The following is a 16,748-nucleotide window of genomic DNA, read 5'->3' as shown; positions in this document are numbered from 1 at the left end:
GCGATGCGATGGCGCGGCCGCGTGCCGCATCCGTTTCCCGAATAGCCAATATCCCCCAACCGGTGTCGTCAAACGCGCCCGGCCGGCTAATTTGCGGGCCGGAGAGGAACCGCACCGTGCAATTCATATATGAGCCCCTGCCCTATCGGATCGTCTTCGGGGCCGGATCGATAGAGCGGGTTCCCGACGAGGTGGCACCAATCGGCAAACGCGCGCTGATCCTCTCGACGCCCGAGCAGAGCGCCGACGCCGAACGCCTGATGGAAAGGCTGGGCGGCCTTGGCGCCGGTCTCTTCGCCAAGGCCACGATGCACGTTCCCATTGCCACCGTCGAGGCGGCGATCGCCCAGGCCAGGGCGCTGGATGCGGACTGCACCGTCGCGATCGGCGGCGGATCGACGACTGGCCTTGCCAAGGCCCTGTCGCTCCGGGCCGGGCTTCCCTCCGTCGTGATCCCGACCACCTATGCCGGGTCCGAAGTGACGCCGATCTGGGGCCTGACCGAGAATGGCGTAAAGACGACCGGGCGCGACCCGCGCGTCCTGCCCCGTGTCGTGATCTACGATCCGGACCTCACGCTCAGCCTGCCGGCGGCGCTTTCGGTCGCGAGCGGACTCAACGCCATCGCGCATTGCATGGAAGGCCTCTACGCGGTCGACGGCAACCCGGTCGTCTCGGTCATGGCGGAAGAGGGGATAAGGACGCTGGCGCGCGCCCTTCCCGTCATCAGGGCGCGGCCGGACGACCGGGAGGCGCGGGGCGAAGCGCTCTATGGCTGCTGGCTGGCCGGCATGGTGCTCGGCGCGGCGAGCGTCGCCCTGCACCACAAGCTCTGCCACACGCTGGGCGGCTCGTTCGACATGCCGCACGCCGAAACCCACACCGCCGTCCTGCCCCACGCGATCGCCTATAACGCCCCCGCCGTGCCCGAGGCGATGGCGCGCGCGAGCCGCGCCCTGGGCGGCGGAAATCCGGCGGCGGCGCTTTACGAGCTTGCCACGAGCCTGGGTGCCGAGATGTCGCTCGCCCGGCTCGGCATGCCGAGCGACGGGGTCGAGAAGGCGGCTAGGCTCGCCGTCCGCAATCCCTATCCCAACCCGCGTCCCATCACCGAGGAAGGCATAGCCGCCCTGCTGGCCCGCGCCTATGCCGGCCTACCCCCCACCATCGGCGAGGCCGCCTGAAGGCCCGAAGGCGGGTCACGCCGCGCGGACGGCCGCCGGCCATGCCAGCCCCTCCTGCGCCATCGCCGCCGCGATCGAGGGCCGCTGCGCCAGCCGGTCCCCGAAGGCATCGAGACGGGGAAGCGGGCCGAGCCTCGCCGCCAGCGCCGGCCGCCGCGACCAGAGGGCGAAGACGAACAGGTAGAGGTCGCACAGGCTGAACCGGTCCCCCAGCGCATAAGGCCGGTCGCCCAGCCGCTCGTCGAGCAGGTCGAGCACCGACTGCAGCGCCGCCAGGCCGGTGGCCGCAACGTCGCGCTGCCCCTCCTCCGTGGCGGCAAGCCGGCCGGGACGGAAGATCGGACGAAAGGCGACATGGACGGTGCTGGAGAGCAAGGCGAGCCATTCGATCGCGCGCGCCCGCGCCAGCCCCGCGCGAGGCAGCAGCTCCCGACCGGGAACGCTGTCCGCGATATAATTGAGGATCGCGACATTCTCGGTCAGCGTCTCGTCGCCGATCTGGAGCGCGGGTACCCGTCCCCAAGGGTTTTTCAGCCGATAATCCGCCGAAAATTGGATATCCCTGGTGAGGTCGACAAGTTCCACCTGATAGGCGAGCCCCGCTTCCTCGAGCGCCGCATGCGACGCCAGCGAACAGGATCCCGGATTGTAATAGAGTTTGAGCATGGCCTTTTCCTCCTGCGGCGGCGTGCCTTGGTGGGGCGGCGCGGCGACGGCGGGCAAGCAGCCAGGCCGGATATCCACATTCCCGATAGCGGATGCCTGCGCGGGGATCGGCAGGATGGCGGGGAGACACCCGGAAGGTCGTTACCAGCCACCGGCCGGCGGCATGGAAAGCGCCGGAAAACGGGGGAGCCTCGTTGGCCTTTGGCACGAACAACGATATTATCCGCCACATGGATGGAACCTATCCGGATTCCGAACTTGCTACGCGGCGCCGGGCTCTATTCAATTCGTGGAAAATCATGCGCCCATGAGGCACGAAACGATCGGAGAGTGATCGCCATGAACATGCTGCCCACCAGCCGGGACCAGGCGTCGATGCTGTCCTTCTTCCACCTTACGGTGTTCGAAGCGATGATGCGGCTCAAGAGCGTGACGATGGCCGCGGACGAGCTCGACCTGCCGCAATCGTCGCTGAGCCGGAACCTGCAGACGCTGCGCGAGCATTTCAACGACCAGCTGTTCGTGCGGACGCGCAACGGCATGGTCCCCACTTCGGTGGCGCAGTCCGTCGCCAAGGGGGTCGAGGAGGCGCTGATCATCTACCGCACCGGCCTGTGCGAGCGCCGCCGGTTCGATCCCGGCACGTCGGAACGAAATTTCCGCATCGCCGCATCCGACCTGGGCCATTATTGCATCATGCCGCTGGTCCAGCGCCATTCGGTCGACTGCGCGCCCAATATCAGCTTCACCGCCGTCCCGATCGGCCGCAACAAGCTGATCTCGGAGATGGAGGCCGGCGCCGCCGACGTCGCGATCGGCAGCTATCCCAATCTCTACGCCAATGTGAAGGAACAGACGCTGTTCCGGGAGGACTATGTCTGCATCCTGCCCAAGACGCTGGCGCCCGACGGGATATTGAGCCTGAGCGACCTCAAGGCGCTCGACCATATCGTCGTCGACGGCCGCCACTACAGCCACGGCCATCAGGAGGCCGAGCAGCGCATCCTGGAAACGATCGACAAGCGCCGCATCCGCATGGTCTCCGAGACGTTCATGGTCACGGCGCTGATCGCCGAGATGAACGACCTGGTGCTGACGATCCCCCGCTCGGCGGCGCGGGTCGTCCGTTCGCCGCGCATGACGATCGTGGCACCGCCGCTCGAATTGCCGGTGATCGAGGTCAAGCAATATTGGCATGAGCGCTTCGACCATGATCCGGGCAATATGTGGTTGCGCACGCTGATCGCCGAATGCCGGGTCGATCACCAGCTCGAAGCGCGGCAGGTGAGCGTCAAGCCGATCCCCACGCCCGGCGCGAGCAGCGCCCTGCCGCCCGTGCTGGGCGCCGGCCGCTGCTGAATCAATTCGCGAAGCCGGAAAGGCTCCATCCGGAATACAGGCTGGCCAGACCGCGCCACGCCCCTAAGCTGGCCATGGACTGGCCGGCGGGGACATGAAGGCATGAACGAGCATCGCAGGATCACGGGTTCCGGCCTGCATGGCGCCATGGCCGGCCTGGAACAGACATTGTGGGTAAGGGCCGAGCGCGTCCGGCTGATGGCGAGCGTCGGCATCTATCGCGGCGAGAAGGAGAAGCGCCAGGAGATCCTGCTCGATATCGCCGCCGAGGTGCCCGAGCCGGAGGCCGACCAGATCGGCGACACGATCGATTATCGCACCCTTGTCGACCAGGCCCGGCAACTGTCCGAGGAAGGGCATTTCGAGCTGATCGAGACCTATGCCTGCGAACTCGGCCGGCGGCTGATCGCGCTCGGCGGCGTCACCGCGGTCGATCTGGAGCTTTACAAGCCCCGCGCGATCGCCCCGGCCATGGCGTCGGTGCGCTTCCGAATCCGCAAGCCCACGCCCGCTCATGACGGCTGGCGGGGCTGCTGAGCCTGACGCCGCTTTCCGATCAGTAGGAATAGCGGATCGACAGATACCATTCGCGCGGCCGGCCATAGGTGCCGTCGGCAAGCGACGACCCCTGGAGGTCGGCGAAGCCCGACATCAGCACCGCCTTATCGGTGAGGTTGGTGATGCCGCCGGTGACGCGCACCGCCTTGCTGGCGGTCTCGAAGGTCGCCAGCACATTGACCATATGATAGCCGGGCTGGCGCAGGATCGGGGTATTGTCGGCCGACAGGAAGGTCTCGGTCCGGTAGTTCCAGTCGCCCCGCAGGGTGAGGTCCCCGGCGCTGCCGATCTCGAACCGGTAGGCGAGGCCGCCCGACAGGCTCCACTTCGGCGTGAAGGGCAGCCGGGCATTGGCCGGGATCACCGCGCCGGGCGCGATCTTCAGATATTCGGTGTCGAGATAGCTGAGCCCGAAATTGGCGGTGAGCGGCTCGATCGGATGGGCGGTCGCCTCCACCTCGACGCCGCGGATGCGCGCCTTGCCGCCATTGACCTGGACCGGTTCGATGCTGTTCGCGCCGCCCGGGAAGGTGGTGACCTGGAGATCCTTATAGTCCGACTGGAAGGCGGCGACGTTTACCCGCAGGCGCCGGTCGAAGAAGTCGGTCTTGGCGCCTACCTCATAGGCGGTCAGCTTCTCCGGGCCGAAGGTCGGCTGGAGGATGCGCGGCACGATCACGCGCTGCTGGAAGCCGCCGCCCTTCACGCCCTTCGAATAGGACGCATAGGTCATCACGTTCCGCGACCAGCGATGGTCGATCGATGCCATCGGCGAGACATTGTCGAACTTCACCGCGACCGGCGTGTTGATGATCGTCGCCGGGTTGGCATTGGGATTGCCGATCGCAAGCGGGCCGAGGCCGAAGCCGATATCGATGAAGACGTTGTTCGGATCGCTCGTCTTCTTCTCATTGGTGTAGCGCGCGCCGAGGGTGATGTTGGTGGCGGGGCCGACCGCGTAACTGCCCTGCGCGAAGGCAGCGTAGCTGTTGGTCTCCAGCCTGGTCGAGACGCCCGTGCAAACGAAGGAGAAGCAGGCCGGATTGTCGAAGTCGACCTTCTCGTTGAGGTAGAAGAGGCCGAGCAGCCAAGTCAGCCGGTCGTCGAACGCCTTGCCCGAGAATTGCAGTTCCTCGCTGAACTGCTTGGCGGTCTGGTCGGTCTGCAGCTCGATCAGCTGGAATGGCGTACCGTCGTCGCGCATGAAGAAGGACTTGGTGTTGCGATAGGCGGTGATCGACTTGACGCCGAGGCCCGGCATCGCCTCCCAGTCGACCACCCCGGTCAGCCCCCACACGTCGAGGTCCGAGCGCGACGCATTGGGTTCGTAGAAGGTGGTGTAGGGATTGCCGGTCACATATTGGTTGTTGAAGCAGGCCGGGTTGTTCTGGTCGAGCGGGTTGCCGCCGAACACCGGATTGCAGTCCTGCGCGCCCGCGACGATCAGATTGTGGAAGCCGCCCACCGTGTTGGCGTTGGCGAAGATATAATTGTTGATCGAGGCCGGATCGGCGGGGTTGAAGCCCAGGCCCGGGATGACCGGCTGAGTCGCCAGCAGGGTGGAGCCCGAGGACTGCTCGCGCTTGCGCGTATAATCGGCAGCGAGATCGACGGTAAGGTCGGGGCTTGCCTTCCAGCGCAGCGCGGCGCGGCCGGCCATGGTGGAGATGTCGCCGAGGCGGGGTGCGTCGCTCCTGCTCACCGCGCCGGTCACCGGGTTCTTGGCGAGGATGGTGATATAGCCGTTGCGGTTCAGCGACGCGATCGAGAAGCGGGTGAACAGCGTGTCCGACAGCGGCAGATTGACGCTGGCCTTCACGTCGGCGCGGCTGAACCGGCCGGTGGTCGCCTCCAGCGAGCCTTGGAGATCGGGCCCCGGCTTCTTGGTGGTGATCTGCACCGCGCCGCCGATCGTGTTCTTGCCGAACAGCGTGCCCTGCGGGCCGCGCAGCACCTCGACCTGTTCGAGGTCGACCGTGTCGAGCACGCCGCCCAGGGTGCGCGAGACATAGACGCCGTCGAGATAGATGCCGACGCCCGGATCGATCGTCGGGAAGAAATCATCCTGGCCGATGCCGCGGATGAAGACCACGGCGGCGTTGCTGGCGCCCGAATTGCCGGCGGTGGTGTTGAAGGTGAGGCTGGGCACCGACTGGGCGACGGCGGCGATGTTGGTCGCCCCCTTCTCCTCCAGCACGGCGCTGGTGATCGCCGACACGGCGACCGGCGTGTTCTGAAGCGATTCCGCGCGGCGGCGCGCCGTCACCACAATCTCGCCGACGCCATAGCCGGCGGCTTCGGAGGCCGTGCCGTCCTGCGCGACATCCTTTGCGGCAGCGGCATCCTGCTGCGCGAACACCGCCTGCCCGGACGCGACCGCGCCGATGAAGACCGAACCCATAAGCAACCGCCGCAAGGACGCCATCGTGGCGTGTCCAGATGAAAAAGACATTCGGCCTCCCCTTGTTCGGCCCGTCGTTGCGGGCACTGTTCGCCTGCCCTGACGGGTGGGCGGCGCCATCGCGCTCTGCCCACCGGGACAGCAGGGGAACTACAGTTTTGCGCGCGAAGGGAAATCGCCCCGCCCGGATAGGGCCTATCAGGGAGATGGATTTGATCGCGCCCCTCCGCCCCGCCAGCCTTCGCGCGACATCGGCGAAAGCAAGGAGGGCATATGTCGCGTGAAGAGGCGGTGGTGATCCGCTACGACGCCCCGGATCGGGAGGGTGGGCGCGACATCGTCTATCTGCATGGCCGCGGCAGCAGCGAGCGGGAGGCGGGCTGGGCGCTGCCGCTGTTCGGCCGCAGCACGGTGCGATCCTATCGCGGCCCCCTGCCGGAGGGGGCGGGCTTTGCCTGGTTCCATAATATGGGGATCGGCGTGGCGGCGCCGGACAGCCTTGCCGAGCAGTCCGCCCGGGTGGGTGACTGGATCGCCGCCGATCGGGGAGGCCGGCTGCCCTGGCTGTGCGGCTTCAGCAACGGCGCGGCAATGGCGGCCGCCCTGATGCTCGCCGATCCCGGCGCCTATGCCGGCCTGGTGATGATCGGCGGCTGCTTTGCCGTGCCCGCACGGAACCTGCCCGCCGGGGCGCTGTCGGGAAAGCCCGTGCTGTTCTGTCGCGGACGGGAGGACATGGTGATCCCGCTGGCGAAGTTCCGGGAGGCCGAAGCCTATCTGACCGGCCCGAGTAATGCCCATGCCAGCGTGCTGATCCATGACGGGGGCCATGAACTGCCGTTGCCGGTCGCGTCGCGCGTGCGGAACTGGCTCGACGCCGCCGACCACTGACCACCGAACATCTATCCGATAACCGGAATCGATCCAGCCAAAGTACGGACCGCCCGATCTATTGCCTTTCCTGCCCCGCTGGCCTGATGAGCTTGTGCTTGATCCGACATTGCCATGATCAACGCACAATCACAGATAGGATGCAGCGTGTCTGAAGACTATATCCTCAAGCTTTCCTGCCCCGACAGGCCAGGAATAGTTTCCACCGTCAGCACGGCCCTGTTCAGGGCCGGCGCCAATATTGCAGAAGCACAGCAATTCGACGATCCGGAGACCGGCCGCTTCTTCATGCGCGTGGTCGCCCGCTTCGAGAAGGACGATGCCGCCGGCTTCGAGGCCGCCTTCGCCGAGCCCGCGGCCGGCTTCGACATGCAATGGTCGCTGCGCTCCGCCGCGCAGCGCCGCAAGGTCGTGATCCTCGTATCCAAGTTCGACCATTGCCTTGGCCATCTGCTCTATGCGAGCCGGATCGGCGAGATCGACATGGATGTCGTGGCGATCATCTCCAACCATCCCAAGGACAAGCTCACCATCAAGTCCTGGCTGGAGGACGTGCCCTATCACCACCTGCCGGTCACGGCCGACACCAAGGCCGAGCAGGAAGCACGGATCAAGGCGGCGATCGAGGCATCGGGCGCCGAACTGGTCATCCTCGCCCGCTACATGCAGATATTGTCGGACGATCTGGCCGCCTATCTGTCGGGCCGCTGCATCAACATCCACCACAGCTTCCTGCCCGGCTTCAAGGGCGCCAAACCCTATCACCAGGCCCATTCGCGCGGCGTGAAGATGATCGGCGCCACCGCCCATTACGTCACCGCCGACCTCGACGAAGGGCCGATCATCCACCAGGATGTCGAACTGGTCTCGCACGCCGACACGCCCGAGGATCTGGTGCGCAAGGGCCGCAACATCGAGCAGCGGGTGCTGTCCCGCGCGGTGCTCTACCATGTCCAGGGGCGGGTGTTCATCAACGCCGGCAAGACCGTCGTCTTCCGGGACTGAGCGATGGCCCGCCTCATTTCCGGAACCGCCACGGCCGAGCGGCTGATGGCCGGCCTCGCGACGGACGTGGCCGATTTCAGCCGGGCCCACGGCATGGCGCCGACCCTGGCGGCGGTGCTGGTGGGCGACGATCCGGCCAGCCGCATCTATGTCCGCCGCAAGATCGAGCAATGCCGCAAGGTGGGCCTGGGATCGATCGAGCATCGCCACGGCGCCGACTGCAGCGAGGCCGAGCTGCTGGCGCTGATCGATCGGCTCAACCGCGACCCCAAGGTGCACGGCATCCTCGTGCAGCTGCCGCTGCCGCCGCAGATCGACAGCGCCAAGGTGCTCGACGCGATCGACCCGATGAAGGATGTCGACGGTTTCCATCCGGTCAATGTCGGCCGGCTGTCGACAGGCACCGGCGGGCTGATCCCCTGCACGCCGATGGGCTGCATGATGCTGCTGCAGAGCGAACTGCCCGAACTCAGGGGCAAGTCGGCGGTGGTGATCGGCAAGTCGAACATCGTCGGCAAGCCGGTGGCGCTGCTGCTGCTGGAACAGGGCTGCACGGTCACCGTCTGCAACCGCCATACGGTCAACCTGCCCGACCTCTGCCGCCAGGCCGACATCATCGTCGCGGCGGCGGGGCGGGCCGGGCTGGTGCGCGGCGACTGGGTGAAGCCCGGCGCGGTGATCATCGACGTCGGGATCAACCGGATCGTCGGGCCGGACGGCAAGGGCGGCATCGTCGGCGACGTCACCGCCGAGGAGATCGGCCATGCCGCCGCCTTCACTCCCGTACCCGGCGGGGTCGGCCCGATGACTATCGCCTGCCTGCTGCTCAACACCCTGCAGGCCGCCCGAGCGCTGCGCGCCGCCCCCGATATCCGGATTTCGGATGCCGCCTATTCGTGACGCCGCGTGGAGGCAGTCCGGCCGCGCTGGTATTTCGGAATCCGACACCGCGCCCCGCCTTCCAACCGGCGGCGGTCGCGGGTTCATCTACGACAATGGAGAGCGATCGTGGACAATAGCCATATCACGAGCCTGCATCACATAACGATCTGCACCGGCACCGCACAGGGCGACATCGACTTCTTCGTGAAGGTGATGGGACAGCGCTTCGTCAAGCGCACCCTGTTCTATGACGGCAGCATCCCGATCTATCATCTTTACTTCGCCGACGAGCTGGGCACCCCCGGCACGGTGATGACGACCTTCCCGACCCGCCGCACCGGCCAGAAGGGCCGCAAGGGATCGAACCAGTTCACGGTGTGCAGCTATTCGATCCCGAAGGGCTCGCTGCAATGGTGGATCGGCCATCTCAACGCGCATGGCATCGCCACCGGCGAGCCGGGCATCCGCTTCGGCCAGCGCTTCGTCGGCTTCCAGCATCCCGATTGCGGGATCGACTTCGAGGTGATCGAGGACGAGACCGACGATCGCGCGCCCTATGCCTCGCCCCATGTGCCGATCGAGCATGCCCAGCGCGGCTTCCACAGCTGGACCGGATCGGTGCGCGAGATCGAGGACATGGATTTCTTCATGAACGCCTGCTGGAATTTCGAGAAGATCGGCGAGGAGGGCAACCGCCACCGCTACCGCGTCAAGGACACCAGCAGCGCCGGCACGATCATCGACCTTCTGCATGAGCCCGATCGCCGCCAGGGCAGCTGGACGATCGCCGAGGGCATCATCCACCATGGCGCCTTCGCGGTGCCCGACATGGACGTGCAGGCGCGCATCAAGTTCGAGACCGAGGGCGTCGGCTTCACCGACTTCTCCGACCGCAAGAATCGCGGCTATTTTGAATCGACCTATGTCCGCACCCCGGGCGGCATCATGTTCGAGGCGACCCACAGCCTGGGCTTCACCCATGACGAGGACGAGCTGACCCTGGGCATGGACCTGAAGGTCTCGCCCCAGTTCGACGACAAGAAGCACCTGATCCAGCAGGCGATGTCCGACGATCCGATCGTCGTCTGAAGGGTACCGATGCTGCGCGATCCTTCAAACCAGGCCGCATACCCGATCCCATCCGAAGCCGAACGCGCCACCGCCGCTCCATGCGGCGGTGGCGCTCGGCCTATGGGGGCGGCGGATATCGCGCTCGCCTGCATGGCGTGTGGCGGCATCGTCGGCCTCGCGACCTGGGCCGGGCTGCTGGCCAGCGGCGGGGCGATCTTCCTCGGTTCGCTGGTATCGAGCGCCGTGGTCATCACGACCAGCAGCGGCGAACGCCCGAGCCATCCCGCCCGGGTCGGCTTCAGCCATGGCATCGCCATGCTGTCGGGCATCGCGCTGCGCGGCCTGCTGCCACTCGGCCCCGGCGCGGTGGCGCTGGCGGTGGCGATCGCGCTTGCCATCGTCCTGATCTTCGACGCGCTGCACCCGCCGGCACTCGCCAATGCCGGCTTCGCCTATGCCTCGCCAGCCTCGGCCGAACAGTTGCTGGGGCTGACCGCGGCGACCGCGCTGGTGCTGGTCCTCGCCGCGATCGCGCTGCCGCGCCTCAGAATTCGTCCAGATCGCGGCCGATGACGACTTCTCCGCCGAAATGGTCGGCGATGCCGCGCGCATAGTCGCCAAGGTCGGTCTCGCCGTCGCCGCCGGGCGACAGGTGCGAGAGGATGACTTTCCTTACCCCCGCCCGCGCCGCGATCCGGCCGATCTGGTCGCCGGTCAGATGATCCTCGACCATGTGGCGCAGCAAGGGCTGAATCTGCTCGGGCGCGAAGCCGGGGAAGGCGCGCAGGGCTCGTTCCACCCGGGCGAGATCGATCACCTCGCAGACCAGATAGTCGGCGCCTTGCGCCAGCCGCTCCAGCCGTTCCGATGGCCCGGTATCACCGCTGAACACATAGGCCTTGCCGCCCGCCTCGACCCGATAGGCGTAGGATCGCGAGAAGCGCGCCTCGGGCGAACCCGGCGGATAATGATAATGGTCGACCCCGATGGCGAGGACGCGGACCGATCCGTCCTGGTAGACTAGGCGGGGCTCATCGAGCCGGGCCGGGAGGTCATGCCCTCTGGCGGCGCGGCGAAGCGGCGGCTTGCGCGGCCCGCCGATCGTGACCGGCGCCAGCTCGACCGGCCGGAAGGCGCCGAGCGTGCCGGACACCAGCCGCGCGGCCCCCGGCGGGCCGTGGACCGGCAGCGGCGGCGCGGCGCTGAGCAGCCAGCGATCGATCATCAGCACCGGCAGGTCGGCGATATGGTCAATATGATGATGGGTAAGGAACAGCGCCTGCACCTTGCCCAGGTCCAGGCGCTTCGCCGCCATCTGGCGGAGGAGGCCGTCGCCGGCGTCGATCAGGTAGATCCGCCCGTCGACGACGATCGCATTGGCCGGCTGGGACCGTTCGAGCCGGGCGATGGGTCCGCCCGCGGTTCCGAGCAGGATCAGCCGGGGCGCGGTCGGCGCCTTCGGAACCTCCGAAGGCGCCCCGCTCCCGCTTGCCAGCCCGAGGAGAAAGAGGGCGAGCAGCGTGCGTTTCATCGATGGCCGATCAGAAGTCGGCCGCCAGCGAGATGCCGAACTCGCGCGGCCGGGCGAAGTTGGCGGTGTTGTAGTCGGCGAAGGCCACATAGCTGCGGTTCACCGCATAGCGCTCGTCGAACAGGTTGTTGACGAACAGGGCCACCCGGATGTCCGCCTTCGGCAGGGTGTAGCCGATCCGCCCGTTGACCACGTCATAGGCCGGCTCGAAGGTGGCGAACTGGTTCAGCGGCGTGTGGAACATCGACGACTGCCAGCTGTAATCGACCCGGGCGAAGGCCTTGGATCCGAGCATGTCCCAATCATATTGGGCGGCCAGCGAGACCTTGTTCTTCGGCGTCTTGGTCAGCTTGTTGCCGACCAGCAGCCCCTGCGCCGCCGCAACCGGCGTCGTCTCCGTGATCTTGCCGTCGATATAGCCCCAGGTCGCGTTCAGCATCAGGCCATCGAGCGGACGCACCGTCAATTCGGCCTCGAAGCCCTTGGCATGGGCCTTGGCGGCGTTGATCAGCGCGGTGGCCGGCGCGCCGCTGGCATCACGCACCGTCACCGTCGTCTGCAGATTCTTGTAGGTGACGTCGTAGAACGACAGGTTCAGCGTCACCTTCCGATCGAGGAACTGCGACTTCAGGCCGATCTCATAGCTGTCCGAATTCTCCGGCAGCACCTCGTTGAGCGCAGGTCCGGAAGTGGCCCGGCCGTTGAACGTGCCCGACTTGTAGCCCTTCGAATAGGAGCCATAGACCAGCACGTCGCGCGCCGGCTTCACCTCGATCCCGATCTTCGGGGTCCATTGCGAATAGCGCCGGCTCTGATTGCCGCCGAACTGCAGCGCGCCGGTCGCCGTGCCGAAGGACTGGGTGTCGAAGCTGCGCTTCTCGACCGAGTAGCGGAGGCCGCCGGTGGCGCTCAGCCAGTCGGTGAAGGTGAAGGTCCCCTGGCCGAAGCCGGCATAGGCCTTGATCGACAGGGTCGATGGCTGGCGGAAGCCGCGCGTCGCCGCGAAGCACGGCGTCGCCGCGCTCGGACAGACACCGCGCCCGACAAGGAAACCGTAGAGCCCGGGCAGGATGTCGGCGGTCAGCGTATAGTCGATATCCTCGTCATAATAATATGTGCCCGCCGTCAGCGCGAGCGAACCCAGCGTGCCGCTCAGCTGGAATTCCTGGCTGAACTGGGACTGGTCGACAACCGTGGTGACGTCGAAGATCGGCGCGCTGGTGGTGTCCGCATCGGCCGAGAAATCGACGTCGCTCTCGCGATAGGCGGTGATCGACTTGAGGCTCCAGTCCTCCATGATCTCATATTCGCCGGTCAGCGACGCACCCTTCACCTTGGCGCGGTCATAGCCGAGCCGTTGGCTGCTGTTGGTGAAGCGGCCAGTCGCCGCCAGCGCCTGATTGAACAGCGGCAGGCCCCGCGCCGGGGCGAACCCGTTATAGGCCGCGATCAGGCCGGCGGGAGCGCCGATCCGGCTCGCAACCTGGGTCGGGCTGGGCTGGTCGATCTCCGAATAGTCGGCCGACAGCAGGAATTTGAGCCGGTCCGACGGCTGGAACAGCAGCTGGCCGGTAATCCCCCAGCGATCGGTGTCGCCATAGCGGCCCGGCGTGATGGTGGAACGGCCATAGCCGTCCTGCTTCTTCAGCCCCGCCGATATCTTGACCGCGACCGTATCCGACAGCGGCAGGTTGACCGATCCCTTGAGGTCGATCAGCGAGCGTTCGCCGAGATTGGCGGAGACGCTGAGATGCGTTCCCGAGAGATCGGGCTTGCGCGTCGTCACCAGGATCGCGCCGCCGATCGTGTTGCGGCCGAAAAGCGTACCCTGCGGGCCGCGCAGCACCTCGACCCGCTCGATATCGGTGAGCGCCAGGATCGACCCCGTCGTCCGGCCCAGATAGATCTCGTCGATATAGATGCCGACACCCGGATCGGTGGTCGGCAGATAATCGTCCTGTCCGATGCCGCGCACGAACACCTGCGCCGAGGAACTGGTGCCCGATCCGCCGACGGCACCGCCGTTGAAGCTGAGACCCGGGGTGGCCGGCGCGATCGCCGCGACATCGGAGGCGCCGCGCGCTTCCAAGCTGGCGGCCGACAGCGCGGTCACCGCGACCGGCACCTCCTGGAGCCGCTCGGCGCGGCGGCGCGCCGTGACGACGATGTCGTCGGGGGTTTCCGGCGCGGCCGTCGCGGCCCCGCCCGACACCTCTCCCTCGGGAGCGCGCTCCTGCGCGAACGCCGAACCGCTCCCAGCCTGCAGCGCGGTCACCCCGACAATCGCACTCATGATGCAGCGACGTAGATCCTTCATGCCCCTCACTCCCGCTTATATGTTTTTCCCGAGATTACGGAAAATCACGGTATCGGCCATGGTCTGCTTATCAAATACACAGCCGGATAATACTCATCCGTTACTTGGATAATCTGTTCCCAGGCACGGAATATTCACGATATCCTTTGCCGTCCTGACGCCGATGGCGGGTCAGATCCCACCCTTCCAATTGGGCATCACGCGGGCGGCGGCGAAGCTGGGCCGCGCCTTCATGCGCTGATAATAGGCCAGCAGATGCGGCCGCTCGCTGATCAGGCCGCCCAGCTCGAGCATCTCGACGCGGGCGAGCAGCACGGTCCACATGATATCGGCCACGCTATAGTCATCGCCGGCGATGAAGCTGCGCCCCTGCACATGCTTGTCCAGTTCGTCGAGCCGCGCCACCAGCCCGGCCTCGGCATCGGCCACCGTCTCGGCATCATAGGCGCAATTGCCGTGCTCCACGATCCGATCATGCGCGGCCTGGTAGATCGGCCGCAGATCGGGATATTTCTCCGCATATTCCAGCGCGCGTGCCCGGCGCGCGATCAGCAGCTCGTCGCCACGCGGCACGCCCTTGCGCCCATAGGTGATGACCTGGAAGTTGACCTGGTCGCCCTTCTGGAACCAGTCGAGCGCGGTTTCCCGCGCGGCCGGATCGGCCGGCAGGCCCTTGCCGGCGATTTGCGCCGCCTCGAGCACGATATTATAGGAATTGGTGACGACCTTGTCCCCGGCCACCAGCGTGGGAACCACGCATTTGTTGTTGAGCCGCACATAGTCAGGCTCGAAATTCTCCAGCGCGAAACCGATGTCGACCTGCCGGTCCTGATAGTCGAGACCGAGCTCCTCCATGGCGAGCCGCGTCTTCATCGAGCAGATCGACATGGTGTAATTGTACAGGTCCAGATGGGTCATCTTGGCAATCCTTTATCTTGTCTCGGGAAAGGCATAAATTTCGCGTGGGCATCGATCCATAGCGCGGACCGGATAGTGATCTTCCGCCTGGCGGACTTCACGGCCCCAGCGGCCGTTCGGGGCCGACCGGAACAATCCCGCTCGGGTTGATCCCCGGGTGGCTGCCATAATAATGGGCCTTAGCATGGGGCAGGTTGATGGTCGGCGCGATGCGCGGATCCCCAGCCAGAGCGCGCACGAAACGGGCGAGGTGCGGATAGTCGGCGATCCTGCGCAGGTTGCACTTGAAATGGCCGTGATAGACCGCGTCGAAGCGCACCAGCGTCGTGAACAGGCGGATGTCGGCCTCGGTCAGCTGTCCACCCACCAGCCAGCGATTCCGCGCCAGCCGCCGGTCGAGCCAGTCGAGGGTCTCGAACAGCGGCAGCACCGCTTCCTCATAGGCCTGCTGGCTGGTGGCGAAGCCGGCGCGGTAAACCCCATTGTTCACGGTGGCGTAGACGCGCGTGTTGACCTCGTCGATCGCGGCACGGAGCCCGGCGGGATAATAGTCGCCGGGCGCGGCGCCGATGCCGTCGAAGCCATGGTTGAGGATGCGGATGATCTCCGAGGATTCGTTGTTGACGATCCGCCGCTCCGCCTTGTCCCACAGGATCGGGATGGTGACCCGCCCCGTATAGTTCGGATCGCCCGCGACATAGACCTGATGGAGATGGGTCGCGCCGTTGACCGCATCGGGAACGACGCCCTCCCCGGGCAGGAAGCTCCACCCCAGGCCGCCCATATGGGCGTTGACCATCGAGACCGAGACCATGCCTTCGAGCCCCTTGAGGGCGCGCATGATGAGCACGCGATGCGCCCAGGGGCAGGCGAACCCGGCATAGAGATGGTAGCGGCCGGGCTGTGCCTCGAAATCGCCGTCCAGTCCGCCGCGATACTGGGATTCGGCGCGGATGAAACGGCCGCCGCTGCTTTCCGTATCATACCATCGGTCGTGCCAGACGCCGTCGACCAACAGGCCCATGGCCGTTCTCCCGCGATCCGCCGTCAGCGCCCGGCGGCGGGATAGTTGGTGTCGATGAAGCGCGCGGTGTCGAGCAGGGCACCGAAGGGATAGAAGTGCAGCATCACCTGGCCATGACGCGCCGGATCGAGACGGGCGGCGAGATCCTCGATCAGGCGCTCCGGGCCGGCGGTGTTGAACAGCTTGGTGATCGAGGTGCCATATTTGAGCATCACCTTGGCCGAGGCGCCGACGCCGCAGCGCGCCGCGAAGCGGACCAGCTTCTTGACGCTGGCGGGGCCCGGCACGCCGAGCCGGACGGGGGCAACGACGCCATCCTGACGGATGCGCTCCAGCCAGACGAGGATCGCATCGGCATCGAAGGCGAACTGGGTCATGATCTCCGCCTCCTTGCCCTGTTCGGCGAGCGCGGCGAGCTTGTCCTGCATCGCGCGGGCCAGCTTCGGCTTGTCGATATCGGGATGGCCTTCGGGGTAGCCCGATATGCCGACGGTGCGAATGCCGGCCGCGTCGAGCATGCCGCTGCGGATGACGGCCAGCGCATCCTCGAACGGCCCCATCGGCGCCGGCGGATCGCCCGCGATCACGAAGGCGCGCTCGATGCCCACCTGATCGTCGAGGATCGCGAGGAAATCGGCGAGATCATCGCGCGACAGGACACGGCGTGCCGAGATGTGCGGCACGGGGACGAAGCCAAGCGCCTTCACCGCCTTCGCGGCGGCGACACGGGCCGGCATCTCCTCGCCGGGCAGATAGGTCACCGAGATCGGCGTGCCCGCCGGGATCAGCGGCGCCGCTTCGGAGAGGCTGTCGATGTCCTTCGCGGTCATCTCGAGCGAAAAGGATCGGACCAGGTCCAGGACGGGGCTGTCCTGGGCCGCAAGGGCGAGTTTCATGATGGGAAGCCTCTCGGGAAGGGGGCCGGCCCCGCGCGGCGGCGC

General features: G+C 66.5%; 15 protein-coding genes. 8 read left to right on the top strand and 7 right to left on the bottom strand.

The features are described from left to right. Window positions 1–116 precede the first annotated feature (116 nt). Window positions 117–1,184, top strand: coding sequence for a maleylacetate reductase PcpE (gene pcpE, locus CMV14_RS03840; protein ID WP_066959595.1), 1,068 nt, complete (start codon window positions 117–119; stop codon window positions 1,182–1,184). Between the two features lie 15 nt (window positions 1,185–1,199). Here pcpE and CMV14_RS03835 read toward each other — a convergent pair whose 3' ends face one another. After that, window positions 1,200–1,850 carry a glutathione binding-like protein gene (locus CMV14_RS03835; RefSeq protein WP_066959778.1) on the bottom strand — a complete coding sequence of 217 codons (651 nt, stop codon included), beginning with the start codon at window positions 1,848–1,850 and terminating at the stop codon, window positions 1,200–1,202. Window positions 1,851–2,189: 339 nt separating this feature from the next. On the opposite strand from CMV14_RS03835, the gene CMV14_RS03830 reads away from it, so the two are divergent. Together CMV14_RS03830 and CMV14_RS03825 are read left to right on the top strand one after the other, a co-directional pair. After that, entirely contained in the window at window positions 2,190–3,209 is a 1,020-nt protein-coding gene (locus CMV14_RS03830; protein ID WP_083215676.1) for a LysR family transcriptional regulator, read from the top strand. Between the two features lie 102 nt (window positions 3,210–3,311). Next, on the top strand, window positions 3,312–3,746 hold the full coding sequence (locus CMV14_RS03825; protein ID WP_066959597.1) for a dihydroneopterin aldolase: 435 nt from the start codon (window positions 3,312–3,314) through the stop codon (window positions 3,744–3,746). A 19-nt stretch (window positions 3,747–3,765) separates the two neighbouring features. On the opposite strand, the gene CMV14_RS03820 is transcribed toward CMV14_RS03825, so the two are convergent. Continuing rightward, a complete protein-coding gene (locus CMV14_RS03820; protein ID WP_238147181.1) occupies window positions 3,766–6,168 on the bottom strand; it encodes a TonB-dependent receptor in 2,403 nt (800 codons plus the stop codon). A 273-nt stretch (window positions 6,169–6,441) separates the two neighbouring features. Between CMV14_RS03820 and CMV14_RS03815 the strand changes: the two genes are divergently transcribed. The 5 genes from CMV14_RS03815 to CMV14_RS03795 all read left to right on the top strand — a co-directional run bounded on the left by CMV14_RS03815 (window position 6,442) and on the right by CMV14_RS03795 (window position 10,590). Further along, window positions 6,442–7,059: an alpha/beta hydrolase gene (locus CMV14_RS03815; protein WP_066959601.1), complete on the top strand. Its 618-nt coding sequence runs from the start codon at window positions 6,442–6,444 to the stop codon at window positions 7,057–7,059. Window positions 7,060–7,206: 147 nt separating this feature from the next. Next, window positions 7,207–8,064 carry a formyltetrahydrofolate deformylase gene (gene purU, locus CMV14_RS03810; RefSeq protein WP_066959781.1) on the top strand — a complete coding sequence of 286 codons (858 nt, stop codon included), beginning with the start codon at window positions 7,207–7,209 and terminating at the stop codon, window positions 8,062–8,064. A 3-nt stretch (window positions 8,065–8,067) separates the two neighbouring features. Next, entirely contained in the window at window positions 8,068–8,964 is an 897-nt protein-coding gene (locus CMV14_RS03805) for a bifunctional 5,10-methylenetetrahydrofolate dehydrogenase/5,10-methenyltetrahydrofolate cyclohydrolase (protein WP_066959604.1), read from the top strand. Window positions 8,965–9,072: 108 nt separating this feature from the next. Further along, a complete protein-coding gene (gene pcpA / locus CMV14_RS03800) occupies window positions 9,073–10,035 on the top strand; it encodes a 2,6-dichlorohydroquinone dioxygenase PcpA (protein ID WP_066959606.1) in 963 nt (320 codons plus the stop codon). A 102-nt stretch (window positions 10,036–10,137) separates the two neighbouring features. Beyond that, complete coding sequence (locus CMV14_RS03795; protein WP_066959608.1) at window positions 10,138–10,590, top strand: HPP family protein; 453 nt, start codon at window positions 10,138–10,140, stop codon at window positions 10,588–10,590. Here the strand turns inward: CMV14_RS03795 and CMV14_RS03790 are convergent. The 5 genes from CMV14_RS03790 to CMV14_RS03770 all read right to left on the bottom strand — a co-directional run bounded on the left by CMV14_RS03790 (window position 10,562) and on the right by CMV14_RS03770 (window position 16,703). Further along, entirely contained in the window at window positions 10,562–11,548 is a 987-nt protein-coding gene (locus CMV14_RS03790; protein ID WP_066959610.1) for an MBL fold metallo-hydrolase, read from the bottom strand. The genes CMV14_RS03795 and CMV14_RS03790 overlap by 29 nt on opposite strands. 10 nt (window positions 11,549–11,558) lie before the next feature. Continuing rightward, window positions 11,559–13,865 (bottom strand): TonB-dependent receptor, encoded by a 2,307-nt coding sequence (locus tag CMV14_RS03785; RefSeq protein ID WP_066959612.1) that lies wholly within the window; start codon window positions 13,863–13,865, stop codon window positions 11,559–11,561. A gap of 171 nt (window positions 13,866–14,036) precedes the next feature. Continuing rightward, window positions 14,037–14,783 carry a tetrachloro-P-hydroquinone reductive dehalogenase PcpC gene (gene pcpC, locus CMV14_RS03780; protein WP_066959614.1) on the bottom strand — a complete coding sequence of 249 codons (747 nt, stop codon included), beginning with the start codon at window positions 14,781–14,783 and terminating at the stop codon, window positions 14,037–14,039. Between the two features lie 97 nt (window positions 14,784–14,880). Continuing rightward, window positions 14,881–15,807: a glutathione S-transferase family protein gene (locus CMV14_RS03775; protein ID WP_066959616.1), complete on the bottom strand. Its 927-nt coding sequence runs from the start codon at window positions 15,805–15,807 to the stop codon at window positions 14,881–14,883. Window positions 15,808–15,830: 23 nt separating this feature from the next. Then, a complete protein-coding gene (locus CMV14_RS03770) occupies window positions 15,831–16,703 on the bottom strand; it encodes a methylenetetrahydrofolate reductase (protein WP_066959618.1) in 873 nt (290 codons plus the stop codon). Between the last annotated feature and the right edge of the window lie 45 nt (window positions 16,704–16,748).

The sequence above is a fragment of the Rhizorhabdus dicambivorans genome, from assembly GCF_002355275.1.
Taxonomy (GTDB): Bacteria; Pseudomonadota; Alphaproteobacteria; order Sphingomonadales; family Sphingomonadaceae; genus Rhizorhabdus; species Rhizorhabdus dicambivorans.
The sequence above is the reverse complement of the archived record's forward strand: the minus strand, read 5'-3'. Positions and strand labels throughout refer to the sequence as shown.

Coding starts and splice junctions, on each gene's coding strand:
- CMV14_RS03835 (WP_066959778.1), bottom strand. CDS start 1,850: ATGCTCAAACTCTATTACAATCCGGGATCCTGTTCGCTGGCGTCGCAT.
- CMV14_RS03830 (WP_083215676.1), top strand. CDS start 2,190: ATGAACATGCTGCCCACCAGCCGGGACCAGGCGTCGATGCTGTCCTTC.
- CMV14_RS03825 (WP_066959597.1), top strand. CDS start 3,312: ATGAACGAGCATCGCAGGATCACGGGTTCCGGCCTGCATGGCGCCATG.
- CMV14_RS03820 (WP_238147181.1), bottom strand. CDS start 6,168: ATGGGTTCGGTCTTCATCGGCGCGGTCGCGTCCGGGCAGGCGGTGTTC.
- CMV14_RS03815 (WP_066959601.1), top strand. CDS start 6,442: ATGTCGCGTGAAGAGGCGGTGGTGATCCGCTACGACGCCCCGGATCGG.
- CMV14_RS03805 (WP_066959604.1), top strand. CDS start 8,068: ATGGCCCGCCTCATTTCCGGAACCGCCACGGCCGAGCGGCTGATGGCC.
- CMV14_RS03795 (WP_066959608.1), top strand. CDS start 10,138: ATGGGGGCGGCGGATATCGCGCTCGCCTGCATGGCGTGTGGCGGCATC.
- CMV14_RS03790 (WP_066959610.1), bottom strand. CDS start 11,548: ATGAAACGCACGCTGCTCGCCCTCTTTCTCCTCGGGCTGGCAAGCGGG.
- CMV14_RS03785 (WP_066959612.1), bottom strand. CDS start 13,865: ATGAAGGATCTACGTCGCTGCATCATGAGTGCGATTGTCGGGGTGACC.
- pcpC (WP_066959614.1), bottom strand. CDS start 14,783: ATGACCCATCTGGACCTGTACAATTACACCATGTCGATCTGCTCGATG.
- CMV14_RS03775 (WP_066959616.1), bottom strand. CDS start 15,807: ATGGGCCTGTTGGTCGACGGCGTCTGGCACGACCGATGGTATGATACG.
- CMV14_RS03770 (WP_066959618.1), bottom strand. CDS start 16,703: ATGAAACTCGCCCTTGCGGCCCAGGACAGCCCCGTCCTGGACCTGGTC.